We start from the raw sequence: 24,095 nt of genomic DNA on the forward strand, positions 1-24,095 counted from the left end.
GGCAGCCCATTCCACTTTTCGAGGTTCATGATGTTGTGGCCCTGGCCGGTGCCTTCCCACCAACCGGGATAGTAGTAGTACTTCGCCACCTTGACGAAGCCGAGCTTCTCGTCGTCATACGGACCGACCCACTCGGCAGCGTCGATCGTCCCTTTCTCCAGCGCGGGATAGATGTCGCCGGCCGCGATCTGTTGCGGCACGCCCCCGACCTTTGCGACAATGGTGCCGGCGAAGCCGCCAACCCGGAATTTCAGGCCCTTGAGATCATCGACGGTCTTGATCTCCTTGCGGAACCAGCCGCCCATCTGAGCCCCGGTCGAGCCGGTCGGCACGCCGATCGCGTTGTGCTCTTTCAAGAGATCATTGAGCATGTCCTGACCGCCGCCCCATATCAGCCAGGAAATGTGCTGACGCGTATTGAGGCCGAACGGCAGCGAGGTGCCGAAGGTGAATGCCGGATTCTTGCCCCAATAATAGTAGAGCGCGGTGTTGCCCATTTCGACGGTGCCGTTGGACACGGCATCGAGCACTTGCAGGCCCCCGACGATTTCGCCGGCCGCGAAGGGTTGGATCTGGAATCTGTTGTCGGTGATCTCCGCGACCCGCTTGCAGAAATACTCGCAGCCGCCGTAGAGCGTATCCAGTGATTTCGGCCAGCTCGCCGCCAGCCGCCATTTCACCTCGGGCATTGATTGTGCGACAGCCGGCGCTGCAATTGCGCTTGCGGCAAGGCCCAGTCCGCCTGCCTTCAGAAATTTACGACGTTCCATGCGTTTCCCTCCTGCGGTGTCGTGTCCTCGACGAGGGATCGCGGTCTTGACACCGCTTCATCTTTCGCCGGTGGCCGACGTTTCTTGGTGTCCGAAATTCAATGTTCCCGGATCGCAGGCAGCATGACCAAAGGGGAACAGCAAATCAAGCTCGCTTTGGTTGTGCGCCTGCCAAGCCGATCAATGCTGCGGCGCGAACGCGGCTTCCATGGCCTTGCGCGCCTTCACCGTTTCGTTGCCCGGGTCGAATTCGACATCGCTCCAGCGTACCAACGTGCCATGGGCGACGTCGTGCTTAAGCTTGAGGCGATGTGCGAGCCCGATCGGCAGGGCCCCAGCCCTGAGGCTCGCGGCCGCCGGTATCAGCTTGCCCCATACCGTGTAGCCGCCTTCGCCGTCGAGCATCTCCCCGGCACGCAAGTTACGTTTGGCCACGGCGGCGACGTCGCCGCGAAAGCCGTAAGGCTGCCCGGTGGGCTCGCCCCGCAGCGCGGCCGACAGCACCGAGATGTTCAGCTCGAGCCCGATCAGATGGTAGGGCTTGTACATCGCGGCATAGCGTCCGCTCCCATCGGTCTTGAGGCCGTATTGCCTGAAGCAATCGGCGGCATAGTCGTTGGGCGCCTCCAGTACTACATAGACGCCCCAGCGCAGGTCGCGAAACACCGGCCGGCCGTCGCGCTCGAGCGAGGAGACGACTTCGACGACACCGGATCGCTCCAGCACACCGCCGCGCGAGCGCGGCCGCATGATGTGCGGCAGATCATCGACGCCGCACGGCGGAAACGCCAGGCCGTCCGCGGGCACGTCGAGGCCGCAGGCATTGGCGATTGCGGCCATCTCGATCGCCGATTTGGTGCCGTCGAGGAACGAGTTGAACATCTGCGGATTCATGCCGGCCGACTGCGCTTCGCCCGCGGTCAGGCCGTAATGCTGCCAGACACCGTCGGGCGTCACGTCGTGATAGGCCGGCAGGTACTTCGTGCCCTTGCCGGCGGCAATGACGTGAAATCCGGTGGCGCGGGCCCAATCGACCATCTCCGCCGTCAGCGCCGGCTGGTCGCCATAGGCGAGCGAATAGACCACGCCCGCTTTTCGCGCTTCGTCGGCGAGCAGCGGGCCCGCCAGCACGTCGGCTTCGACATTGACCATCACGATATGCTTGCCCGCCGCGATCGCGGCGCGCGCGTGGGCAATGCCGACGGCGGGATTGCCGGTCGCCTCTACCACCACGTCCATGGCGCCGCCGGCAATGGCGCGCGCGCCGTCATCGGTGAACACGGTCGCGGCGATGCGTTCGGCATCCCAGCCGACGGTCCGGCAGGCCTCGCGGGCCCGGTCGCGGTCGATGTCGACGATGATGGGCACCTCCAGCCCCGGCGTGTGCGGCACCTGTGCAAGGAACATCGAGCCGAACTTGCCGGCGCCGATCAGCGCGACACGGACAGGCTTGCCGGCGGATGCGCGGGCTTGCAGGAGGCGGAAGAGGTTCATGGGGGGTCCGAGATCGCTATGGCTGTCAGGTGACACTGTCAAACTTCGTCATTCCGGGGCGCGCGAAGCGCGAGCCCGGAATCCATTTCTCCACAAGCACTGCGGCCCGATGGATTCCGGGCTCAACGCTCCGCGTCGCCCCGGAATGACAGGTTACTCCGCCGCCTGCCGCGGTGCCCGTGCCAGCCGCAGCAGCGCGTCGTCGTCCACCGTCTTGATCGGCGTGAAATCGCGATGCGCGATGTAGTCCGGCCGGGTCGGTGTGCGGATATGGTTCGAGACCGCATTCAGCGTCAGGTACACGATCTTGCGCGGATAGGGCGTGATGTTGCCGCTGGAGCCGTGCACGAGATTGCCGTGGAACATCAGCATGCCGCCGGGCTTGCCGGTGGGCGCGACGATGCCGCCCTGCTTGACGAGGCGCGTCACCGTATCCTCGTCCAGCGTCCACAGCGGATAAGAGGTGGTGGCGAGATCGTGCGAAGCCTCGAGATCGCCGGCGTTCTGGCTGCGCGGCACCAGCATCAGGGGGCCGTTGATCGGCATCACCTCGTCGAGGAAGATCGCGATGTTCATCGCCCGCGGCTCCGGCATGCCGTCGTCGCGCTTCCAGGTGCCGTAGTCCTGGTGCCATTGCCAGACGTCGCCGGTGAAGGCCGATTTCGCGTTGATCTTGAACTGGTGCATGTAGACGGGCTCGCCGAACAATTGCTCGACCGGCTCGATCATGCGCGGATGCGCGCCGAGGATCGCGAACGCCTCGTTGTAGAGATGCGCGGCAAAGGCCGTGCGCGGCGCTCCGCTCTTCTCGCGCCAGACCTCGGGCCGGTTGGCGTCGTAGATTGCGACCGCCTCGCGCGCGAGCAGGTCGACCTCCTCCTGGGCGAACAATTCGGGCAGGAACAGCCAGCCCTCGCGGTGGAAGAACTCCAATTGCTCCTGAGACAGTTTCATGGGTCGTCCTCCTGTTTGCTTTGTTTTGTCATTCCGGGGCACGCGAAGCGTGAGCCCGGAATCCATTCCTCCGCAGTCTCTGCCGCCCGATGGATTCCGGGCTCGACGCTCCCGGGCCGCGCTTCGCGCGGTCCCGTCGCGTCGCCCCGGAATGACGGCGTGCTACGCCGCCGCCTCTTCCGTCGCCCGCAATCTCTCCTCGGTCATCCGTCCCGCCGTCTGCGCATGCGCAAGCGCGGCGCGTTCGGCCGCCGTCGCGTTGCCGCTGAAAATGTGCGCGGCAATCTCGGCATGCTCCGCCCAGGCGCTGGCGCGATAATCGAGCTCGGAGAGCACCGTCGCCATCGAGCGCCGCATGTGCGGCCATTGCGGCGCCATGGTCTCCTCGATCACGGGATTGCCGGCGAGCTGATAGATCGCGCGGTGAAAATCGACGTCGAGCGCGATGAGCTCGGATAGCGTGGTGTCGCGGTCGCTGCGGCGTCCGGCGGCGAGCGCTGCCTCCAGTCGCGCGCGTCCCGCTGCGTCGCTGGCCGCGCGCTGAGCGGCCAGCCCGGCCGCCAGCGCATCGATGGCGCCGCGCACCTCGTAGAGCTGACGGATGCGCGCGGGATCGAGCTGTGTCACTTCAAAGCCGCGGCGGCCGCTCTCGGCGACCAGGCCCTGCCGATGCAACAGATGCAGCGCATGCGACACCGGCTGGCGCGACACGCCGAGCCGATCGGCGAGCTCGTTCTGCCGGATGCGCTGGCCGGGCCGAAGCGTGCGGTCGGAGATCGCCTCCAGGATCCGCGCATAGACTTGGTCGATCAGGTTCGGGAGCGGGTCGAGAGGGATCACACCGGCAGCTCCAGAAGAACGAAGAAATACGGAATTCCGTATTCGAACTTACGCTCGGCAAGGTGGAGCGTCAAGCCGTATCTCGGGCGATCCCAAGGGCTCCACGTCACCCGGGTAAGCTGTTGAATTTCCTGAGTCCGTCTACTGTGCATGGGGTTGTTTTCGCGACAACGGGTCCGGATCTGACCCATCCAGCACCTCCACCTCCATCGTGGCGATGTCGTCCGCATCGGCCACCGCCTCGATCGCCCCGATCCGCTCGCCCACGAACGTCACGCGCAGGGCAATGCGCAGCTGTCCGCCGAGGATGACGGCAGCACCCAACTCACCATCGACCAGCGCCGTGCGCGCCGTCCGGGCGCGGCCCTTGTAGAACTGCGCGACAGCCTCGGCGCCGCGCACCTCCGCCAGCGAGCCGAGCCGCACCGCGGCCTGATCGGCGCGGAAGACGACCTCGGGATCCAGCACCGCGAGCAGCCCTTCGAAATTGCCCTCGCGCGAGGCTTTAAGAAATGCATCGACGATCCTTCGCTGCTGCGTCAGATCCGTCTCGGGCACCGGTGCGCCCTGCACGCGCCGCCGGGCGCGGCTCGCCAGTTGCCGCGAGGCATCGACCGAACGGCCGACGATCGGCGCGATCTCCTCGAACGGGACGGCGAACATGTCGTGCAGCACGAAGGCGAGCCGCTCCGCGGGCTGCAGCGTTTCCAGCACGACCAGCAGTGCCGCGCCGACGGAATCGGCCATCTCCGCCTCTCGCTCGCTTGTATCGTCGACCGGCTCGGGTACGTGCGGACCCATCGGATCCTCGCGACGCGACTTCCGGGCGCGCAGCATGTCGAGGCAGATGCGCGCCACGACCGTGGTCAGCCAGCCGCGCAAATTCGCGATGTCGGACAGGTCGTAGCGGCTGACCCGCAGCCAAGCCTCCTGCACGGCATCGTCGACCTCGGCGCGCGAGCCCAGCATTCGATAGGCGACCGCACGCAAATGATCCCTGCTCGCCTCGAACTGCCCGGTCAGAAAATTTTCTTCGGTCATCGGTCACATTCCCTCGTCGCGATCCGTCATGCCCATGACGAAGCCAATCCGGCCGATGTGACCGGAACCTTCGAAATTCGACAGATGGAGACGCAACATGATGCACGCCCGCATGAATCATCCCGTCATGGTCCTGCCGGAGGCCATGAAGGTCCTTCAGTCCCTCGGCAACCTGACAAAGCAGGGTCTGCCGGAAAGGCTCCTCGAACTGGTGCACCTGCGCGCCAGCCAGATCAATGGTTGCAGCGTGTGCGTCGATATGCACCCGAAGGTCGCCCGCCGGCTGGGCGAAACCGACGAGCGCTTGTTCGCCGTCTCCGCCTGGCGCGAAGCGCCCTACTTCACGGACGCCGAGCGCGCCGCGCTGGCCCTGACCGAAGCCGTCACGCGCCTCGCCGATCGCGAGGATCCGGTGCCCGATGCGATCTGGAACGAAGCCGCCAAGCACTTCGACGAGCGCGAGCTCGCCACGCTGATCGTTGCGATCGCGACGATCAACGTCTGGAACCGCCTGAACGCGACGATCAAGATGCCGGTCGGCGTGTGGAAGGTGTGAGCTACTCCGTCAGGAATCTGCTCACCACCTCGCCGAACTCGAGCGGCGCCTGCTCGAACATCCAGTGGCCGGCGTTCGCGATCACTGCCGTCTCGGCGCCCGCGATGTGCGCGGCCAGCACGCGCCACATCACCGACAGGCTGCCGGTGGTGGCGCCGCCGCCGATCAGCAGCGTCGGCGTCCTGATCGCCTGCGCATCGCTGAGGGTGTAGGGCCGGCGCTGCTCGTTGATCTGGCCAAGGAAGGTGAGCGCGTTGTCGCGGAGTTGTTGCTTGGCCGCAGCCGGCACGCGCCGCCAGGAACCGTCGCCCTCGATGCCTTCGTAGAAATTCCGCACCGCGCCCTCGAGGTCGCCGCCGCGGATCATCTCGACCGATCGCGCCGTGCGGGCCGCCAGCGACGGATGCGCGGGCGTGCCTTCGGGCACAGGCAGGGATGGGTCGAGATCGCCGCCGGGCTCGGCCAGCACCAGCTTGTGCAACAGATCAGGCCGCGCCTGCGCCACGCGAAAGGCGATGTGTCCGCCGCGCGAATGGCCCATCAGGTCGACGGGGCCGGGCCTGACCTGCTCGATGAAGGCAATCGTATCGGCGACGTGCTGCGCCATCTTGTAGTCGTCGCCGACGGCGTCCCAATGCTCGGGAAAGAAGTGCCGCAGGCTGACCGCGATCACGCGATGGGATTTCGACAGCGGACCGAGCACCGAATACCAGGTGCGGAAATCACCGAGTGTGCCGTGCACACAGACCAGTGGCGGGCCCTCACCGACCTCGAGATAGGCCATGTCGTAACCATTGACGCGGAAGCTTTGCATGGTCAGCTCGCCAGAAAATCCAAAACCACTTCGGAGAATTTCTGCGGCGCCTGCTCGAACATCGGATGCGTCGCGTTCGGGATGATCGCCGTCTTGGAATAGGGCACATGCGTGGCCAGCGCATGCAGCACTTTCGGCAAGAGGCCCTTGGTCCGCGCGCCCAGGATGAACAGCGTCGGCATCTTGATCGCCTCCGCATCCGCCTTCGAGAACGGCGGGCGGCTGTCGCGGACCTGGCCGATCAGCGTAAAGGCATTGTCGCGCAGGTTCTGCTTCACCATCGCGGGCAATCGCGGCCAGGTGCCTGGGCCTTCCAGCGTGTCAACGAAGACGGCGAGCCCGCCGTCGACATCGCCGGCCGCGATCTTCTCGGCCGAGGCCGTGAAGCGCGCCAGCAGCGGCGAGGGGCCGCCGACGTAGTCCGGATCAAGGCTCGCATCGAGCTCGCCCCCGGGCTCGGCCAGGATCAGCCGGCGTAAGAGATCGGGCCGCTGCTGCGCCACGCGGAAGCAGATATGCCCGCCGCGGGAATGGCCCATCAAATCGACCGGTCCCACATCGAGCTTGTCGATGAAGGCGATGACGTCCTCGACATGCTGGGCGATCGAATAGGTGTCACCGACGCTGTCCCAGCGCTCCGGGAAGAAGTGCCGCAGGCTGACGGCGATCACCCGGTGCCGCTGCGTCAGCGGCCCCAGCACGCAGCCCCAGACGCGGAAGTCATTCAGCGATCCATGCACGCAGACCAGAGGCGGACGGCCCCTATCTTCGCCCACATCGAGATAGGGCATGTCGTAACCGTTGACGTGGAGGCTCTGCATGATGGACTCGGGAGAGGATTGGAACGCCTGTGCAAGATTCCCGGAAACCGGGTGGATCGCAACTATTTCCAAGCCTAGATTTGGCACGACATCAAAGTGGGGGCCTGCAACGGAAGCAAGCCAGGAACCTAGACATGACCGACCAGCATTTTGCTCTGTTCGACACAAGGATCGGCCTGTGCGCCATCGCCTGGGGCCCGCGGGGCATCAACGGCACGCAATTGCCGATGGGCGGCGAGCAGAAGATCCGCACCCGCATCAGCCAGCGTCATGCCGACGCCGTTGAGGCCGAGCCGACCGCCGAGGTGCAACAGGCGATCGATCGCATGACAAAACTGCTCGCCGGCGAGCCGGATGATCTCACCGACATTCCGCTCGACCTCGACGGCGTGCCCGAGTTCAATCGCAGCGTCTACGACATCGCCCGGGCGATTCCGCCGGGTAAGACCATCACCTATGGCGACATCGCAAAACAGCTCGGCGGCGTCCAGCTGTCTCGCGACGTCGGCCAGGCGCTCGGCCGCAACCCGTGCCCGATCGTCGTGCCCTGCCATCGCGTGCTCGCCGCGGGCAACAAGCCCGGCGGCTTCTCGGCGAATGGCGGCGTGGTCACGAAGCTGAAGATGCTGGAGATCGAAGGCGCGCTGGTGAACCACACTCCGAGCCTGTTCGATTGAGGATGCCGAAGCTTGCTCGGCGTCATGGCCGGGCTTGACCCGGCCATCCACGTCTTCCTTTGCAGTACAAAGAACGTGGATGCCCGGGACAAGCCCGGGCATGACGGTGTTGAGAGCGGCCGCTCGCCCTAAGTCTTCGTCGCCGTCTTCGGCCAATACCGATCGCGCAAATGCCGCTTCACCAGCTTGCCGGTCGGCGTGCGCGGCAGCTCGGCTTCGAAATCGACCGAGCGCGGGCACTTGATGGCGGAGAGGCGGCTCTTGCAATAGGCGATCAAATCGGCCTCCAGCGCCTTGCCGGCGCGGCTCATGTCGTGGGGCTGCACCACCGCCTTGACCTCTTCGCCCATCTCCTCGTTCGGCACGCCGAACACCGCGACGTCGGCGACCTCGGGGTGCGTGATCAGCACGTCCTCGGTCTCCTGCGGATAGATGTTCACGCCGCCCGAGATGATCATGTAGGACTTGCGGTCGGTGAGATAGAGGAAGCCGTCCTTGTCGAGATAGCCGACGTCGCCGAGCGTCGACCATCCCTTGGCGTTGTAGGCCTTCTTCGTCTTCTCGGGATCATTGTGATAGGTAAAGGCGGGCGCGTCGGCGAAATAGACGGTACCGATTTCGCCGACCGGCTGCTCCTCGTCGTTCTCGTCGAGAATCTTGATCTTGCCGACCACGGCGCGGCCGACGCTGCCGCGATGCTCCAGCCATTGCTGCGAGTTGCAGACGGTGACGCCATTGCCTTCAGACCCGGCGTAATACTCGATCAGGATCGGCCCCCACCATTCGATCATCTTGGCCTTGACGTCGATGGGGCAGGGCGCGGCGGCGTGGATCGCGCCCTTCAGGGTGGAGACGTCGTACCTCGTGCGCACCTCGTCCGGCAGCTTCAGCATGCGCACGAACATGGTCGGCACCAGCTGCGATTGCGTCACCTTGTACTTCTCGACCAGCTTCAGGAACTCTTCGGCGTCGAAATGCTCCATGATGATGGAGGTGCCGCCGAGCACGATCGCCATCATGTTGAAGCGCAGGGGTGCCGCATGATAGAGCGGCGCCGGCGACAGATAGGTGCTCTCCGCATTCATGCCGCACATGTCGGCGCAGAGCACGCGGAGGAAGGCGTTCGGCACGTCGATCCTGTTGCCTTCGAAAGCCTTCTTGATTCCCTTAGGGCGCCCGGTGGTGCCCGACGAATACAGCATGTCGTAGCCGGCGACCTCGTCGGCGATCGGCGTCGTCGGCTGCGCGGCGGCTTCCTTGTCGTAGGAGCGGAAGCCGGGCAGCGGGTCGTCCATCATGTAGAAGATCGGCTCGCCGGGCGTGCCTTTGATCAGGCCCTTGATCTGGTCGGCGCATTTCGGCGTCGTGATCACGACCTTGGCGCCGCAATCGGCAATGATGTAATCGATCTCGTCCTGCTTCAGGTAGCGGCTGATCGCGGTGTAATAGAGCCCGCTGCGCTGTGCCGCCCAGCACAGCTCCATGAAGGCGAGGCGGTTCTCCATCAACAGCGCAATGTGGTCGCCGGCCTTGAGGCCAAGCGAGCGGAACAGATGCGCGCCCTGGTTCGAGAGCTCGTCGAGCTCGCGATAGGTGATCGCCTTGCCGGTCCCGGCCATCTGGTAGGCGATCTTGTCGGGCGTCGTCTTGGCGTGGATACAGGGGTGGGTCATGGCGTTTCCTCAAAACGCGAATGGCGAGTAGCGAGTGGCGAATAGGGAAGAAGGGCAAACCGCTCTTCGTCTACTCACCACTCGCTACTCGCCACTCGCTACTCGCTTTTGTTCTTCTTACAGCCGCTCCACGATCGTCACATTCGCCATGCCGCCGCCTTCGCACATGGTCTGCAGGCCATAGCGCTTGCCGCGCTGGTGCAGGGCGTGGACCAGCGTCGTCATCAGCTTGGTGCCGGAGCCGCCGAGCGGATGGCCGAGCGCGATGGCGCCGCCGTTGACGTTGAGACGCTCCGGGTCGGCGCCGGTGGTCTTCAGCCAGGCGGTCGGCACCGAGGCGAAGGCCTCGTTGACCTCGAACAGGTCGATGTCGCCGATCTTCATGCCGGCCTTCTCCAGCGCGCGCTTGGTGGCGTGCAGGGGAGCATCGAGCATGATCACGGGATCGCCGCCCGTCATGGTCATGTGATGGATGCGGGCGAGCGGCTTGACGCCGAGCTGCTTCAGGCCCTTCTCGTTCACCACCATGACGCCGGAGGCGCCGTCGCAGATCTGGCTGGCGCTGGCTGCGGTCAGCTTGCCGTTCTCGGCGATCAGCTTGACCCCCTTGATGCCGTCGAGCGTGACGTCGAAGCGGATGCCTTCGTCGATGTGGTGGGTGTCCTTGCTGCCGTCGGCGCGGGTGATGTCGAGCGGCACGATCTCCTTCTTGAAGTGACCTCCTTGCGTCGCCGCGATCGCGCGCTGATGGCTGTCGTAGGAGTACTGGTCGAGCTCGTCCTTGGAGAGGCCGTACTTCTCGGCCATCATCTCCGCGCCGGTGAACTGGCTGAACACGATGTTCGGATACTTCTTCTCGATGCCCGGGCTCTTGTAGTTGCCAAAGCCGTTCTTGGCCGGAAGCTGCGATGACAGGCCCATCGGCACCCGCGTCATCGATTCCACCCCGGCCGCGATCACGACGTCCATCGCACCCGACATCACCGCCTGCGCGGCGAAGTGCAGCGCCTGCTGCGAGGAGCCGCACTGACGATCAATCGAGGTGCCTGGCACACTCTCCGGAAGCTTCGAGGCCATGACCGCGTTGCGCGCGACGTTGTTGGACTGTTCGCCGACCTGCATCACGCAGCCCATGATCACGTCCTCGACCTGGGCCGGATCGACCTTGGTGCGGTCGACCAGCTCGTCCAGCACCTTCGCGGCGAGATCGGCCGGATGCCAGCCGGCGAGGCGGCCCCCCTTGCGCCCGCCGGCGGTGCGCGCAGCGGCGACGATGTAAGCCTCGGCCATGTCGGTCTCTCCCTGAATTCTTTATTGGGTGGGTTGTCGGGCCGATTTAAGGGTCGGACCATCGTTTAGTCAATCGATCAATTAACTCTTGTGATGAGGCGCTGCTTGCGCTTATCTGCGCCCCGCTTCCAGCGGCCAAACAGGGATCTCCGTGGCGACCAGCGTACCGAACAGGCTCCTCAGCGGGAAAAATTCCACGGCAGAGAAATTGCTGGTGGCCGCGAGCGAGCTGATGATCGAACGCTCCTCGATCGAGATCTCGCTGTCCGATATTGCGCAGAAGTCGGGCGCCAACGCGGCCCTGGTCAAATATCACTTCGGCAACAAGGACGGCCTCTTGCTGGCGCTGCTGGCGCGGGATGCCGCGACCGAGATGTCCAATCTCGAATATCTGCTGGCGCAGCCGATCACGTCGACGGCGAAGCTGAAGCTGCATATCGCCGGCATCATCCGCGCCTATCACCGGTTCCCCTATATGAACCGGCTGATCCACTATCTCTTGCACGAAACCAGCGCGAGCTCTGCCGACGAAGTCTCCAAGTTCTTCGTTGCGCCGCTCCTGGACTTCCACCGCCGCCTGCTGGCTGAAGGCGTCAGCCGCGGCGAATTCCGCCCGACTGATCCGGTACTGTTCTACACCAGCCTGATTGGCGCCTGCGATCATTTGTTCTTCGGCCGGCATGCGATGTCCCGCGCGACCGGCGTCGGCCCGGTCACCGACGATGTCTGCCGGCAATACATCAAGCACATGGAAACGCTGATCTGCGGCGGCATCCTCACGCAAGCCGAGGAAGCCGCTGCGGCCGGATAGTCCGGCCGACACGTGACGAGTCTAGAGAAGAAACGCTCAAGGAAAGGTACAAGCGATGCAATTGAAAGAGTTGGCCGTTCTCATCACCGGCGGTGGCTCGGGCCTTGGTGCCGCGACCGCCCGCGCCATGGCGGCCAAGGGCGCCAAGATCGGCGTGATCGATCAGAGCAAGGAAAACGCCGAGAAGGTCGCCGCCGAAGTGAAGGGCGTCGCGCTGCATGCCGACGTCACCAGCGAAGAGCAGATCAAGGCCGCGATTGCGAAGGCGGAAGCTGCACACGGCGTCGCCCGCGTGCTGATGAACTGCGCCGGCATCGGCGGCTCGCAGCGCATCGTCGGCCGCGACGGCGTCTATCCGCTCGAAAAGTTCGCGCGCATCATCAACGTCAACCTGATCGGCACGTTCAACTGCCTGCGTCTGTTCGCCGAGCGTCTCGTCACCGCGGAGCCGATCGGCGAAGAGCGCGGCGTCATCATCAACACGGCCTCGGTTGCCGCCTACGAAGGCCAGATCGGCCAGATCGCTTATTCGGCCTCGAAGGGTGGCGTCGTCGGCCTGACGCTGCCGGCCGCGCGCGATCTCGCCAGCCAGAAGATCCGCGTCAACACCATTGCGCCCGGCCTGTTCTTCACGCCGCTGCTGATGGGCCTGAACGAAGAGGCCCGCAAGAGCCTGGGCGCCCAGGTGCCGCATCCCTCGCGTCTCGGCGATGCCAACGAATACGGCATGCTCGCGGTGCACATCGTCGAGAACCCGATGCTGAACGGCGAGACCATCCGCCTCGACGGCGCGATCAGGATGGCGCCGAGGTAGGTGCTTTCTTCCTTCTCCCCTTGTGGGAGAAGGTGGCATAGGCGGCCTTAGGCCGCCGTTCTTAAGAACGCCGAAGCGAAGCTTCGGCTACGGCGCCGGATGAGGGGTTGTCTCCACAATCTCATTTGTGGAGGCAGACCCCTCACACAAGCGATTGTGCGGCTAGCGATTTACATGCCCTCTCCCGCAAGGGGAGAGGGCGCAGCAATCGGCGCCGCGACTCGCGGCAAGTGCGAGGCACCCATGTCCCAACCGCTGCTGATCGAGCATGACGATGGCGTCGACCGGGTGACGCTCAATCGGCCCGAGCACCTCAACGCCCTCGATCCGGCGCTGATCGATGCGCTCAACGACTATTTCCAGGGCCTGCAACGCAATCGCGACACGCGCGTCGTCGTGCTCAAGGGCGCCGGCAGGAATTTTTGTGCCGGGCTCGATCTCAAAGCTGCGATGGCGCGCCGGGCCGGACAGCAGGAGCCGCCGGGCGTCACGGAGTCGCTGGATTCGCAGCGGCGCATCGCCGACATCGTGATGCTGATGCGGCGCTGTCCGCAGCCGATCCTGGCGCTGGTGCAGGGGCGCGGCGGCCGGCGGCGGCTTCGCGCTGGCGCTGGCCTCCGACATCCGCATCGCGACGAGATCGGCGCGGATGAATTGCGCTTCATCAAGCTCGGGCTCGGCGGCTGCGATATCGGCACCAGCTATTTTCTGCCGCGCCTCGTCGGCGTCTCCGTCGCATCCGAGCTGATCCTCACCGGGCGCTTCATCGGAGCGGAGCGCGCGCTCGCGGTCGGCCTCGTCTCGGAGATCGTGGACGAGGACAAGCTCGATGACGCGGCCGCGCCTTATGTCGAGGCGATGATGACGGCCTCGCCCGTGGGCCTGCGGCTATCCAAGGAATGCCTCAACATGAGCGTCGATGCCAGCTCGCTGGAAGCTGTGATCGCGATGGAGGATCGCAACCAGGTCCTGTGCAGCCGCTCGGAAGAGTTTTCGGAAGGCATCAGGGCCTTCCTTGAGAAGCGAAAGCCTGTCTATATCAGGCGCTGAACGATGAAGATCCGCAAAGGACAGTAATTCCGGGAGACGCAAAATGAGTGGAAGCGCGGCGGCAGTGATGACGAAGCCCGCCTTTCGCAAGGTGCAGTGGCTCGCGCGCGACATCGACGTCGAGCGTCGCGGCGACGGCACGGTGGTGCTGAAGTCGCGCATTCCGCTGCAGCCTCATGAGAAGCACATCCCGGCCTCGCTGGCGAAATGGGCCAAGGAAGCACCCGAGCGCATCTGGCTGGCGCAGCGCGGCGGCCCGAACCGCGAATGGCGCAAGGTGTCCTATGGCGAAGCCAAGCGCATCGTGGACGCGCTGACGCAAGGCCTGCTCAATCTCGAGCTCAAGGGCCGGCCCGTCACGATCCTCTCCGGCAATTCGATCGAGCATGCGCTGATGACGCAGGCCGCGATGCAGGCGCGCGTTCCGGCAGCGCCGGTATCGCCGGCCTACTCGTTGATGAGCCACGACCACGTCAAGCTCAAGTACCTGTTCGACCTGATCAAGCCGGCCGTACTGATGGTGCAGGACGGACCGATCTTCGAGAAGGCGCTGAAGGCGCTCGACCTCAGCGGCGTCACCGTGGTTCACGTCGCGCGGCCCTGCGAGGGCATCAAGAGCGTCAGCTTTGCCGAGCTCGCGGCAACGCGTGTCACGGCCGATGTCGAGGCCTCGATCGCGAAGATCACGCCGCAGACCGTCGGCAAGCTGCTGTTCACATCAGGCTCGACCGGCATGCCCAAAGCCGTCATCAACACGCAGGAGATGATGTGCGCCAATGCAGCGATGATGATGCAAGTGCGGCCGCGCGATCCGAACGGACCGATCTCGACCATGCTGGACTGGATGCCCTGGAACCACACCATGGGCGGCAATGCCGCGTTCCACCCGATCCTGGTCGACGGCGGCACGCTCTATATCGACGACGGAAGGCCGATGCCGGGCCAGTTCGAGGAGACCCTGCGCAATCTGCGCGAGATCTCGCCGACCTATTATGCCAACGTGCCGGCCGGCTATGCCGCGCTGGCAGCGGCCATGGAGAAGGACGACGCGCTCTGCCGTTCCTTCTTCAAGAATCTCTCGATCATGGCCTATGGCGGCGCGCGTCTGCCCGACGATCTCTACGAGCGCATGCAGGCCCTCGCAGTGAAGACCACCGGCGAGCGCATCGTGTTCTACACCGGCTGGGGTTCGACCGAGACCGCGCCGACCTCGACCGGCACCTATTGGGACACCGAGCGCGTCGGCCTGATCGGCCTGCCGTTCCCCGGCGTCGAGTTGAAGATGGTGCCGTGCGGCTCGAAATACGAGTTGCGCCTGCGCGGCGTCAATGTCACGCCCGGCTATTTCGGCCAGCCTGAGCTGACGAAGAAGATGTTCGACGAGGAAGGTTTTTATTGCATCGGCGATGCCGGCGTCTTCGTCGACGATTCCGATCCGGTGCAAGGCATCATCTTCGCCGGCCGCGTGGTGGAGGACTTCAAGCTCACCACGGGCACATTCGTACATGTCGGCTCGCTGCGGACCGATGCGATCGCGGCCGCCACGCCCGTGGTGCACGACGCGCTGGTCGCGGGGCAGGACCGTCCCTTCATCGGCCTCCTGGCCTGGCCGAACCTGCACGCCTGCCGGCAGCTGGTCGGCAATCCCGATCTCAGCTTTGCGGATGCTGTGAAGCATCCCGAGGTGATCGCTTGCTTCAGGCGCGGCCTGGAAGCCCACAACCGTGAATGCGAAGGGGCCAGCAGCCGTATCATCGCGCGCGCGATGCTGATGGTCGAGCCGCCCTCGATCGACGGCAACGAGCTCACCGACAAGGGCTACATCAACCAGCGCGCCGGCCTGGAACGCCGCGCGGCGCTGGTGGAGCGGCTCTATGCGGACAAGCCGGATCAGGATGTGATCGTGCTGAAATGAAGACGACACTCGCTCCATTCGTCATTCCGGGGCGCGCGCAGCGCGAGCCCGGAATCCATCGGGCCGCATATGCGTGGCGAAATGGATTCCGGGTTCGCCGCTGCGCGGCGCCCCGGAATGACGGCAATAAATGACAACGAATAAGAGGTAAGCCCGCCATGAACTTCGACTTCTCCGACGATCAAAAGCAGCTCCGCGACCAGGCGCGCAAGTTCCTCGCCGAGAAATGCTCGCCCAAGGCGGTGCGTGTCGTGCTCGACGGCAAGGCGCCTTACGACAAGGAGCTGTGGAAAGGCCTCGCCGAGATGGGCTTCCTCGGCGTCGCGATTCCCGAGGAGTTCGGCGGCGCCGGCGCCGGTCATCTTGAGCTGTGCGTAATCGCGGAAGAAATGGGCCGGGCCAACGCGCCGGTGCCGTTTTCCTCGACCGTGTACCTCGCCGCCGAAGCGCTGCTGATCGCCGGCAGTGACGCGCAGAAGAAGAAATGGCTGCCGGCGATTGCTTCCGGCGAGGCCATTGGCACGCTGGCGCTGTTCGAGGGCAAGGGCAACCCGTCGCCGAAGAACGTCAAGCTGACGGCTGCGAACGGCGTGCTCAACGGCGTCAAGAAGCCGGTCGCCGACGGTGCGATTGCCGATTTTGCGGTGGTCGCCGCGCGCACGGGATCGAGTGGGCGCGACGATGACATTTCGCTGTTCCTGGTCGATCTCAAAGCCGGCGGCGTCGATGTGAAGAGCCTCACCAATCTCGATCCGACCCGCGGACAGGCCGAGATCACCTTCAAGGACGCCAAAGCCGAGCCGCTGGGCGCTGCGGGCGACGGCTGGAGCATCCTCACCCAGGTGCTCGACCGCGCCGCGGTGCTGTGCGCGTTCGAGCAGGTCGGCGGCGCCGATCGCGCGCTGGAGATGGGCCGCGACTACGCGTTGGACCGCATCGCCTTCGGCCGCCAGATCGGCTCGTTTCAGGCGGTCAAGCACATGCTCGCGGACATGTACGTCTCGGCGACGCTGGCGCGCTCCAACAGCTATTACGGCGCCTGGGCGCTCTCGACCAATGCGGCCGAACTGCCGGAAGCCGCCGCCGCCGCGCGCATCAGCGCGACGCAGGCGTTCCAGCACTGCGCCAAGAACAACATCCAGGTCCACGGCGGCATGGGTTTCACCTGGGAGTTCGACTGCCACATGTACTATCGCCGCGCCAACGCGATGGCGCTCGGGCTCGGCAGCCTCACTTATTGGGAAGATCAGCTGATCGATCGGATGCGGAAGAAGAACGCAGCGTAACGACAGGTGCGTAGGGTGGGTTAGCCGAAGGCGTAACCCACCACCGACCGGCAGTGCTCGACAGAATTGGTGGATTACGCCTCCAGCTAATCCACCCTACGGACAACAGAGAACCAAGATGAACTTCGACGACACCCCGCAGGAAGCCGAGTTCCGCGCCACCGCCCGCGCCTGGATCAGTGCGAACGCGCCCAAGCAATACGAGGACGAGCTGCGCAAATCCTCACTCGGCCGCACCGTGCTCAAGAACGCTGACATTCTCGAAGTGGCAAAAGCCTGGCAGAAGAAAAAGGCCGACGCCGGCTGGGCCTGCCTGCACTGGCCGAAGGAATATGGCGGCTGCGGCGCCTCGCCGATCGAGCGCGTGATCTGGCAGCAGGAGGAGGGGCCGTTCGGCCAGCTGTCCCGCATGTTCATCATCGGTCACGGCATGTGCGGGCCGACCATGATGGCGTTCGCGCGCGAGGAGCATAAGCGCACCTATCTGCCGCCGCTCGCCTCCGGCGAGAAGGTCTGGTGCCAGCTGTTCTCCGAGCCCGCCGGCGGCTCGGATGTCGCGGGCCTGCGCACGCGCGCCGAGAAGGACGGCGACGACTGGATCATCAACGGCCAGAAAATCTGGACCTCGGGTGCACATTATTCAGACTACGGCATCCTGCTCACGCGCACCGATCCGACCGTGCCCAAGCACAAGGGCCTCACCATGTTCTTCCTGGACATGAGGAGCCCCGGCGTCGAGGTGCGGCCGATCAAGCAGGCGAGCGGTGCCTCGGATTTCAACGAGGTCTATTTCACCAATGTCCGCATCCCCGACCATCAGCGCCTCGGCGAGGTCGGTGACGGCTGGAACGTCTCGCTGACCACGCTGATGAACGAGCGCAGTGCGATCGGCGCGGCCGTCTCGACCGGTTTCCCTGAATTGTTCGAGTACTGCTCCAGCCTGATGCTCGACGACGGCCCGGCGATCGAGGATCGCGCGGTGCGATCCAAGCTGGCGAACTGGGCGGTGAAGGCGAGCGGCCTGAAATACACCAGCATGCGCGCGATCTCGGCGCTGTCGAGGGGCGAACGTCCGGGGCCGGAGAACTCGATCGGCAAGCTGGTGGCGGGCTCCATGATCCAGGACGTCGCGACCTATGCGCTCGATCTGCAGGGCGCGTCCGGCGTCGTCAGCGGCGAGGATGCCGAGCTGGCCGGCCGTTTCCAGGCCATGCTGCTGCGCGCGCCCGGTACCCGCGTCGAAGGCGGCACCGACGAGATCATGCGCAACATCATCGCCGAGCGGGTGCTGGGCCTGCCCGGCGATATCAGGGTCGACAAGGACGTGCCGTTCAACAAGATCCCGACGAAGGGAAGAGGGTAGAGGTCCGCCATGAATTTCGACGACACCCCGCAGGAAGCCGCATTCCGCGAGACCGCGCGCAAATGGATCGAGGCCAATGCGCCGAAGGAATTGCAGGCCGAGCTGTCAAAGTCCTCGCTCGGCCGCATCCGCCTTGCCAATCGCGACATCGTCGATGTCGGCAAGGCCTGGCAGAAGAAGAAGTTCGAGGGCAATTGGGCCTGCCTGCACTGGCCGAAGGAGTATGGCGGCCGCGGCGCGACGCCGATCGAGAAGGTGATCTGGCAGCAGGAGGAGGGCGTCTACGGCAAGCTGACGCAGCCGTTCCAGATCGGCGAAGGCATGTGCGGCCCGACCGTGATGGCGTTCGGCAGCGAGGAGGCCAAGCGCCGTTACTTGCCGAAGCTCGCATCGGGCGAGGAGATCTGGTGCCAGCTGTTCTCCGAACCGTCTGCCGGCTCCGACGTCGCAGGGCTTCGCACCCGCGCGGAGAAGAGGGGCGACGTTTGGGTCGTCAACGGCCAGAAGATCTGGACCTCGGGCGCGCATTATTCCGACTATGGTCTTTTGATCGCGCGCACCGATCCGAACGTGCCCAAGCACAAGGGCCTCACCATGTTCTTCCTGGACATGAAGAGCCCCGGCGTCGAAGTGCGGCCGATCAAGCAGGCCAACGGCATGCAGGAGTTCAACGAGGTCTATTTCACCGATGTGGTGATCCCGGATAGCCAGCGGCTGGGCGCCGTCGGCGACGGCTGGAACGTCTCGCTGACCACGCTGATGAACGAGCGCATGTCGATCGGTGCGCGGCTCGCGACCGGCGTGCCCGAGATGTTCGAGCTCTGCTCGAACCTGATGCTGGAGGATGGCCTCGCCATCGACGATCCCGCCGTGCGCTCGAAGCTTGCGAGCTGGGCGGCCAAGTCGAACGGCCTGAAATACACCAGCTACCGCACGATCTCGGCGCTGTCGAAGGGCGAGCGGCCGGGCCCGGAGAATTCGATCGGCAAGCTGGTCTCGGGCATGATGCTGCAGGACATCGCGACTTACGCCATGGACCTGCAGGGCGCGGCCGGTGTTCTCACCGGCAACGACGAGGAAACGGCGCAGGGCCAATTCCAGCAGATGCTGCTGTCCTCGCCCTCGATGCGCATCGCCGGCGGTACCGACGAGATCCTGCGCAACATCATCGCCGAGCGCGTGCTGGGCCTGCCGGGCGACATCCGCGTCGACAAGGACGTGCCGTACAACAAGATCCCGACCAAGGGGCGGTGATCGCGCGCAGCGCGGCTATCCCGGGTGGGGAACGGCGCAAAGCGCCGTGCCCGCCCTTGCCCGTTGCTCACTCCACCCCGATCGTCGTCAGGTCCTGGAACCAGTGCTGCGCCTGCACGAACTGCTTGATCTTCGGTGACAGCGCGTGCGGGTTGGTGTCGTGGACGACCCACACCAGCGTGGCATCGTCCACGATCAGCGCATGCGCCTGCGCCAGCAATTGGTCCTGCTTGGTGCTGTCGAAAGTCTGCTTGGCCTCGTCGATCAGCGCGTCGACCTTCGGGTTCTTGTAGCCGCCCCAATTGACGCCAACCGGCGCGATCTGGCCGGAATGGAAGAAGCGGACGATGGCGTAGAGCGGATCCGAGGTGACATAGGCGATGTTGTTGGAGGTGATGCCGGCGTTCATCTCGTCGGCGGCGCCCTTGCGCCAGTGCGTATAGAGCGTCTCCAGCTCGACCACTTTGAAGTCGATCTCGATGCCGATCTCCTTGAAGCTCTGCTGCAGGAATTCGTTCATCGGCAGCGACAGCATCTGGCCGGTGCCGCCTTGCGCGATGATGAAGGTGGTCTTCAGCGGCTTTGCTTTGGAATAGCCCGCTTCCTCCACCAGCTTCTTGGCGGCGGCGAGATCATATTTCAGCTCGAAGCTAGGCTTGCCGAACCACGGGCTCGACGGGTCGACCTGGCCCTTGGCGGGCTTGGCGAGGCCGTTCATCAGGCCGACGACTTCGTCGCGGTTGATCGCAAGGTTCAGCGCCTTGCGCAGGCGGATGTCGGTCCAGGGCGAGCCCGGCAGCACGCTGAGGTGATAATTCCACACATGCGGCGTGACGTTGTCGACCAGCTTCATGCCGGCCGCCTTCAGCTGCGGCACGGCATCCGGCGCCGGCGTCTCGATCAGGTCGACCTGGCCGGCGAGCAGCGCATTGGTGCGCGTCAGCGCTTCCGGCATCGGCACCAGCACGATCTTGTCGGCCTTGGGAATGCGCTTCTTGTTCCAGTAGTCCGGATTTTTGCTGAGCTCGGCGAGTTCGCGCGGCACCAGCTTCGTCAGCTTGAACGGGCCGGTTCCGGAGGGCTGGCTGGCGAACTTGTCCCAGTCCTTGCCGAGCTTTTCATATTGCGCCGGGCTCGAGACCAGGAACCACAGCATCTGATAGGGGAAGAAGGAATCCACCGTCTTGGTGGTGATCTCCACGGTGAAGTCGTCGATCTTGGCGTAGCTGGCGACGGAGGGAAGGCGGGTCTTGACCTGCGCGCTCTGCCGCTTGTCGAATTGCGGCGCCTTGTCGTTGAGCACCTTGTCGAGATTCCAGATCACCGCATCGGCGTTGAAATCGCTGCCGTCGTGAAACTTCACGCCCTTGCGCAGGGCGAAGCGCCACTTCGTCTTGTCGGCGTCGTCCACCTTCCATTCGGTGGCGAGGCCCGGCACCAGCTTGCCGGGGCGGTCGGCGACATCCATCTCCCAGGCCACCAGCGGATCGTAGATCGTGTAGGCCGTGAACTGATAGGCGCCGGCGCCACGATCGGGCTGTCCAGTGGTGAGTGGAATATCTGCCATCGAGATGCCGTAACGCACCACCGTTTCGGCGTGCGCCGTGATTGCGGACACCGCCAGTGCAAGCACGGCGAGACAGGTCGATAGACGAATACGCATGGCCCAAAGCTCCAGGGGGATCTGGGACCAAACCTGCAATCTTGATGCCAGAATAGGCAGGGGGCCGATTTCGCCCGTGCGTCATCACAAGGACTTGTCGTCGCAGGGGCAATTCGCAGAAAAAGTTTTCCCTTGGCATAGCCATTGCATACGATTGCATCAAAATTAATCATCGGAAGCCGGAAAGGGACTGAGGCAATGTTTATCAAGAACAACAACACACGGGCGGCGCTGATCGCGCTGTTGGCGCTTGGCAGCGCAGCTGCATGGCCGCGGGTGGCGGCTGCCGAAACTGTGCTGCGCATCGGCATGACTGCTGCCGATATTCCGCGCACGCTCGGCCAGCCCGATCAAGGTTTCGAGGGCAACCGCTTCACCGGCCTCACCATGTACGATGCGCTGACCAGCTGGGACCTGTCCTCTGCCGACAAGGCGAGCGTGGTGATCCCCGGCCTTGCCACCGAATGGAAGGTCGACGATGCCGACAAGACCAAATGGACCTTCAAGCTGCGCCCAGGCGTCACCTTCCATGACGGCTCGCCGTTCAATGCCGATGCGGTGGTGTGGAATGTCGAGAAGGTGCTGAAGCAGGATGCGCCGCAATTCGACGCCAGCCAGGTCGGCGTCACGGCCTCGCGCATGCCGACGCTGGCCTCCGCGAAGAAGATCGACGACATGACCGTCGAGCTCACCACCAAGGAGCCCGACAGCTTCCTGCCGATCAACCTCACCAACCTGTTCATGGCAAGCCCTGCGAAGTGGCAGTCCTTCTACGACAAGGCCGAAGGCGCCGACGCCAAGGCGAAGTCGCAGGCCGCATGGACCGCCTTCGCCAGGAGCGCCTCGGGCACCGGCCCGTGGAAGATGGCGAGCTTCACCCCGCGCGAGCGGCTCGAGCTGGTCAAGAATGCGAGCTACTGGAACAAGGATCGCGTGCCCAAGATCGACAAGATGGTGCTGCTGCCGATGCCGGAGGCGAACGCACGCACAGCGGCGCTGCTGTCCGGGCAGGTCGATTGGGTCGAGGCGCCGGCGCCGGACGCGATTCCCGAATTGAAGCAGCGCGGCTTCAAGCTCTACTCCAACGAGCAGCCGCACGTCTGGCCGTGGCAGTTCTCGCGCGTCGAGGGCTCGCCCTGGAACGATATCCGGGTGCGCAAGGCCGCGAACCTCTGCGTCGACCGCGAAGGCCTCAGGGACGGTCTGCTCGCGGGCCTGATGGTGCCAGCGACCGGCACCTTCGAGCCCGGCCACCCCTGGCGCGGCAATCCCACCTTCCAGATCAAGTACGACAAGGCGGCTGCGCAAAAGCTGATGCAGGAGGCCGGCTACGGTCCCAACAAGAAGCTGACCGTGAAGACGCAGACGTCGGCGTCCGGCTCGGGCCAGATGCAGCCCTTGCCGATGAACGAGTATCTCCAGCAGGCGCTGGCCGAATGCTATTTCGACGTCCAGCTCGACGTCATCGAATGGAATACGCTGTTCACCAACTGGCGCCGCGGCGCCAAGGATCCCAGCGCCAACGGCTCGCACGCGACCAACGTCACCTACGCGGCGATGGACCCGTTCTTCGCGCTGGTGCGCTTCCTGCAGTCGGGCATGGCGCCGCCGGTCTCGAACAATTGGGGCTTCATCAACAACCCCAAATTCGACGAGCTGGTGAAGAAGGCGCGCCAGACCTTCGATCCCGCCGCGCGCGACGCCGCACTCGCTGAATTGCACGCAGCCTCCGTCGATGACGCCGCCTTCCTCTACGTCGCCCACGACGTCGGCCCGCGCGCCATGAGCCCGAAGGTGACAGGCGTCGTGCAACCGAAGAGCTGGTTCATCGACTTCTCGCCGGTGTCGATCGCGCAGTAGCTCTGTCGATTTGCTCGGTGCACCCTCTCCCCTTGTGGGGGAGGGTGGCTTCGCTTTAGCGAAGCCGGGTGAGGGGTCTCTCTCCGCGGATGCGGACCCTTCGATTGGAAAAGTTGCGTCCGCGGACCGAACCCCTCATCCGGCGCTTGCGCGCCACCTTCTCCCGCAAGGGGAGAAGGAAGAAAGAAGACCAGTGCTCGCCTATACCGCCAGACGCATTGTCTACGTCGTCCCGATCGTCATCAGCGTGGCGCTGGTGTGCTTCCTACTCGTGCACATCACGCCGGGCGATCCGCTGGTCGCCGTGCTGCCGGCCGATGCGTCGCAGGAGCTCGCCGCGCAGCTGCGCGCCGCCTACGGCTTCGACCGGCCGCTGCCGGTGCAGTTCGGCCTGTGGCTGTTGCGTGCCCTTCACGGCGATCTCGGCAATTCCATCGCGACGGGGCGTCCGGTGCTGGCCGAGGTGATGCGCGCGGTCGGCAACACCGTCACGCTCGCGATTGCCGCCGCCATCATCGGCTTCACCATGGGCGTCCTGCTCGGCCTGATCGCCGGCTATTTCCGCGAGACCTGGGTCGACAAGGTCGCGACCTCCTTTGCCATCGCCGGCGTCTCGGTGCCGCATTACTGGCTCGGCATGCTGCTCGTCATCATTTTCTCGGTCCAGCTGAACTGGCTGCCCGCGGTCGGCGCCGGCCCCAGCGGCTCCAACTCCTGGGCCTGGGATTGGGCGCACCTCAAATATCTCGTGCTGCCCGCGATCACGACGTCGGTGATCCCGATGGGCATCGTCACCCGCACGGTCCGCGCGCTCACTGGCGACATTCTCTCGCAGGACTTCGTCGAGGCTTTGCGTGCAAAGGGCCTGCGCGAAACCGGCGTGTTCCGCCACGTCATCAAGAATGCCGCGCCCACCGCGCTCGCGGTGATGGGGCTTCAGCTCGGCTATATGCTCGGCGGCTCGATCCTGATCGAGACCGTGTTCTCCTGGCCTGGCTCGGGCTTCCTGCTCAACTCGGCGATCTTCCAGCGTGACCTGCCGCTGCTGCAGGGCACGATCCTGATCCTGGCGCTGTTCTTCGTCTTCCTCAATCTTCTGGTCGACATCGCCCAAGCCGCGATCGACCCGCGCATCAAGCGGGGCTAGCC

21 protein-coding genes (1 of these 21 running past the window's edge) are annotated in these 24,095 nt (G+C 64.7%); 11 read left to right on the top strand and 10 right to left on the bottom strand.

All coding sequences use genetic code 11. The features are described from left to right. The 5 genes from I6F20_RS29430 to I6F20_RS29450 all read right to left on the bottom strand — a co-directional run. A protein-coding gene (locus tag I6F20_RS29430; protein WP_035996972.1) for a TRAP transporter substrate-binding protein crosses the window boundary here: on the bottom strand, nucleotides 1-770 show its 5' portion. It extends 319 nt beyond the left edge of the window; 770 of the gene's 1,089 nt are visible here — the first part of the coding sequence; the start codon lies at nucleotides 768-770; the stop codon falls past the left edge of the window. A 180-nt stretch (nucleotides 771-950) separates the two neighbouring features. Continuing rightward, on the bottom strand, nucleotides 951-2,264 hold the full coding sequence (locus I6F20_RS29435; protein WP_109142262.1) for an NAD(P)H-dependent oxidoreductase: 1,314 nt from the start codon (nucleotides 2,262-2,264) through the stop codon (nucleotides 951-953). Between the two features lie 153 nt (nucleotides 2,265-2,417). Then, on the bottom strand, nucleotides 2,418-3,218 hold the full coding sequence (locus tag I6F20_RS29440) for a phytanoyl-CoA dioxygenase family protein (RefSeq protein ID WP_225129019.1): 801 nt from the start codon (nucleotides 3,216-3,218) through the stop codon (nucleotides 2,418-2,420). A 162-nt stretch (nucleotides 3,219-3,380) separates the two neighbouring features. Further along, nucleotides 3,381-4,058 carry a GntR family transcriptional regulator gene (locus I6F20_RS29445; protein ID WP_225129021.1) on the bottom strand — a complete coding sequence of 226 codons (678 nt, stop codon included), beginning with the start codon at nucleotides 4,056-4,058 and terminating at the stop codon, nucleotides 3,381-3,383. Between the two features lie 141 nt (nucleotides 4,059-4,199). Continuing rightward, complete coding sequence (locus I6F20_RS29450; protein WP_225129023.1) at nucleotides 4,200-5,099, bottom strand: sigma-70 family RNA polymerase sigma factor; 900 nt, start codon at nucleotides 5,097-5,099, stop codon at nucleotides 4,200-4,202. 100 nt (nucleotides 5,100-5,199) lie between these two features. On the opposite strand from I6F20_RS29450, the gene I6F20_RS29455 reads away from it, so the two are divergent. Beyond that, a complete protein-coding gene (locus I6F20_RS29455) occupies nucleotides 5,200-5,655 on the top strand; it encodes a carboxymuconolactone decarboxylase family protein (RefSeq protein ID WP_128266519.1) in 456 nt (151 codons plus the stop codon). A gap of 1 nt (nucleotide 5,656) precedes the next feature. Here the strand turns inward: I6F20_RS29455 and I6F20_RS29460 are convergent, their stop codons facing one another. Further along, entirely contained in the window at nucleotides 5,657-6,469 is an 813-nt protein-coding gene (locus tag I6F20_RS29460; RefSeq protein ID WP_225129025.1) for an alpha/beta fold hydrolase, read from the bottom strand. A 2-nt stretch (nucleotides 6,470-6,471) separates the two neighbouring features. Next, nucleotides 6,472-7,290 (bottom strand): alpha/beta fold hydrolase, encoded by an 819-nt coding sequence (locus I6F20_RS29465; protein WP_225129027.1) that lies wholly within the window; start codon nucleotides 7,288-7,290, stop codon nucleotides 6,472-6,474. Nucleotides 7,291-7,424: 134 nt separating this feature from the next. Here I6F20_RS29465 and I6F20_RS29470 point away from each other — a divergent pair, with 134 nt between their 5' ends. Then, nucleotides 7,425-7,967, top strand: coding sequence for a methylated-DNA--[protein]-cysteine S-methyltransferase (locus tag I6F20_RS29470; RefSeq protein ID WP_225129028.1), 543 nt, complete (start codon nucleotides 7,425-7,427; stop codon nucleotides 7,965-7,967). 128 nt (nucleotides 7,968-8,095) lie between these two features. On the opposite strand, the gene I6F20_RS29475 is transcribed toward I6F20_RS29470, so the two are convergent. Together I6F20_RS29475 and I6F20_RS29480 are read right to left on the bottom strand one after the other, a co-directional pair. Beyond that, nucleotides 8,096-9,640, bottom strand: a complete 1,545-nt coding sequence (locus I6F20_RS29475; protein ID WP_225129029.1) for an acyl-CoA synthetase — start codon at nucleotides 9,638-9,640, stop codon at nucleotides 8,096-8,098. Between the two features lie 117 nt (nucleotides 9,641-9,757). Then, complete coding sequence (locus I6F20_RS29480; RefSeq protein ID WP_225129030.1) at nucleotides 9,758-10,930, bottom strand: acetyl-CoA C-acetyltransferase; 1,173 nt, start codon at nucleotides 10,928-10,930, stop codon at nucleotides 9,758-9,760. 232 nt (nucleotides 10,931-11,162) lie between these two features. Between I6F20_RS29480 and I6F20_RS29485 the strand changes: the two genes are divergently transcribed. The 7 genes from I6F20_RS29485 (at nucleotide 11,163) to I6F20_RS29515 (ending at nucleotide 19,423) form a co-directional block, all read left to right on the top strand. Continuing rightward, nucleotides 11,163-11,741 (top strand): TetR family transcriptional regulator, encoded by a 579-nt coding sequence (locus tag I6F20_RS29485; protein ID WP_249787271.1) that lies wholly within the window; start codon nucleotides 11,163-11,165, stop codon nucleotides 11,739-11,741. A gap of 55 nt (nucleotides 11,742-11,796) precedes the next feature. Then, nucleotides 11,797-12,555 (top strand): SDR family NAD(P)-dependent oxidoreductase, encoded by a 759-nt coding sequence (locus I6F20_RS29490; protein ID WP_225129032.1) that lies wholly within the window; start codon nucleotides 11,797-11,799, stop codon nucleotides 12,553-12,555. Nucleotides 12,556-12,798: 243 nt separating this feature from the next. Further along, a complete protein-coding gene (locus I6F20_RS29495) occupies nucleotides 12,799-13,605 on the top strand; it encodes an enoyl-CoA hydratase/isomerase family protein (RefSeq protein WP_225129033.1) in 807 nt (268 codons plus the stop codon). Between the two features lie 43 nt (nucleotides 13,606-13,648). Then, a complete protein-coding gene (locus I6F20_RS29500) occupies nucleotides 13,649-15,520 on the top strand; it encodes an AMP-binding protein (RefSeq protein ID WP_109142271.1) in 1,872 nt (623 codons plus the stop codon). Nucleotides 15,521-15,678: 158 nt separating this feature from the next. After that, nucleotides 15,679-16,806, top strand: a complete 1,128-nt coding sequence (locus tag I6F20_RS29505; protein WP_225129034.1) for an acyl-CoA dehydrogenase family protein — start codon at nucleotides 15,679-15,681, stop codon at nucleotides 16,804-16,806. 118 nt (nucleotides 16,807-16,924) lie between these two features. After that, entirely contained in the window at nucleotides 16,925-18,169 is a 1,245-nt protein-coding gene (locus I6F20_RS29510) for an acyl-CoA dehydrogenase (RefSeq protein WP_225129035.1), read from the top strand. Between the two features lie 9 nt (nucleotides 18,170-18,178). Then, a complete protein-coding gene (locus I6F20_RS29515) occupies nucleotides 18,179-19,423 on the top strand; it encodes an acyl-CoA dehydrogenase (RefSeq protein ID WP_035997043.1) in 1,245 nt (414 codons plus the stop codon). Between the two features lie 67 nt (nucleotides 19,424-19,490). Here the strand turns inward: I6F20_RS29515 and I6F20_RS29520 are convergent, their stop codons facing one another. Continuing rightward, nucleotides 19,491-21,086 (bottom strand): ABC transporter substrate-binding protein, encoded by a 1,596-nt coding sequence (locus I6F20_RS29520; RefSeq protein ID WP_225129036.1) that lies wholly within the window; start codon nucleotides 21,084-21,086, stop codon nucleotides 19,491-19,493. A gap of 198 nt (nucleotides 21,087-21,284) precedes the next feature. Here I6F20_RS29520 and I6F20_RS29525 point away from each other — a divergent pair, with 198 nt between their 5' ends. Further along, a complete protein-coding gene (locus I6F20_RS29525; protein WP_225129037.1) occupies nucleotides 21,285-22,946 on the top strand; it encodes an ABC transporter substrate-binding protein in 1,662 nt (553 codons plus the stop codon). 193 nt (nucleotides 22,947-23,139) lie between these two features. Continuing rightward, nucleotides 23,140-24,093: an ABC transporter permease gene (locus I6F20_RS29530; RefSeq protein ID WP_074447673.1), complete on the top strand. Its 954-nt coding sequence runs from the start codon at nucleotides 23,140-23,142 to the stop codon at nucleotides 24,091-24,093. Nucleotides 24,094-24,095: the final 2 nt, after the last annotated feature.

It is taken from the genome of Bradyrhizobium sp. IC3123 (genome assembly GCF_020193625.1).
Taxonomy (GTDB): domain Bacteria; phylum Pseudomonadota; class Alphaproteobacteria; order Rhizobiales; family Xanthobacteraceae; genus Bradyrhizobium; species Bradyrhizobium yuanmingense.

Bases quoted from the DNA above. Each gene is read 5' to 3' on its own strand.
- I6F20_RS29495 (WP_225129033.1), top strand. From the start codon at position 12,799: ATGTCCCAACCGCTGCTGATCGAGCATGACGATGGCGTCGACCGGGTG.
- I6F20_RS29520 (WP_225129036.1), bottom strand. From the start codon at position 21,086: ATGCGTATTCGTCTATCGACCTGTCTCGCCGTGCTTGCACTGGCGGTG.
- I6F20_RS29455 (WP_128266519.1), top strand. From the start codon at position 5,200: ATGCACGCCCGCATGAATCATCCCGTCATGGTCCTGCCGGAGGCCATG.
- I6F20_RS29475 (WP_225129029.1), bottom strand. From the start codon at position 9,640: ATGACCCACCCCTGTATCCACGCCAAGACGACGCCCGACAAGATCGCC.
- I6F20_RS29470 (WP_225129028.1), top strand. From the start codon at position 7,425: ATGACCGACCAGCATTTTGCTCTGTTCGACACAAGGATCGGCCTGTGC.
- I6F20_RS29465 (WP_225129027.1), bottom strand. From the start codon at position 7,290: ATGCAGAGCCTCCACGTCAACGGTTACGACATGCCCTATCTCGATGTG.
- I6F20_RS29440 (WP_225129019.1), bottom strand. From the start codon at position 3,218: ATGAAACTGTCTCAGGAGCAATTGGAGTTCTTCCACCGCGAGGGCTGG.
- I6F20_RS29450 (WP_225129023.1), bottom strand. From the start codon at position 5,099: ATGACCGAAGAAAATTTTCTGACCGGGCAGTTCGAGGCGAGCAGGGAT.
- I6F20_RS29500 (WP_109142271.1), top strand. From the start codon at position 13,649: ATGAGTGGAAGCGCGGCGGCAGTGATGACGAAGCCCGCCTTTCGCAAG.
- I6F20_RS29515 (WP_035997043.1), top strand. From the start codon at position 18,179: ATGAATTTCGACGACACCCCGCAGGAAGCCGCATTCCGCGAGACCGCG.
- I6F20_RS29485 (WP_249787271.1), top strand. From the start codon at position 11,163: ATGATCGAACGCTCCTCGATCGAGATCTCGCTGTCCGATATTGCGCAG.
- I6F20_RS29525 (WP_225129037.1), top strand. From the start codon at position 21,285: ATGTTTATCAAGAACAACAACACACGGGCGGCGCTGATCGCGCTGTTG.
- I6F20_RS29480 (WP_225129030.1), bottom strand. From the start codon at position 10,930: ATGGCCGAGGCTTACATCGTCGCCGCTGCGCGCACCGCCGGCGGGCGC.
- I6F20_RS29460 (WP_225129025.1), bottom strand. From the start codon at position 6,469: ATGCAAAGCTTCCGCGTCAATGGTTACGACATGGCCTATCTCGAGGTC.
- I6F20_RS29505 (WP_225129034.1), top strand. From the start codon at position 15,679: ATGAACTTCGACTTCTCCGACGATCAAAAGCAGCTCCGCGACCAGGCG.
- I6F20_RS29510 (WP_225129035.1), top strand. From the start codon at position 16,925: ATGAACTTCGACGACACCCCGCAGGAAGCCGAGTTCCGCGCCACCGCC.
- I6F20_RS29435 (WP_109142262.1), bottom strand. From the start codon at position 2,264: ATGAACCTCTTCCGCCTCCTGCAAGCCCGCGCATCCGCCGGCAAGCCT.
- I6F20_RS29490 (WP_225129032.1), top strand. From the start codon at position 11,797: ATGCAATTGAAAGAGTTGGCCGTTCTCATCACCGGCGGTGGCTCGGGC.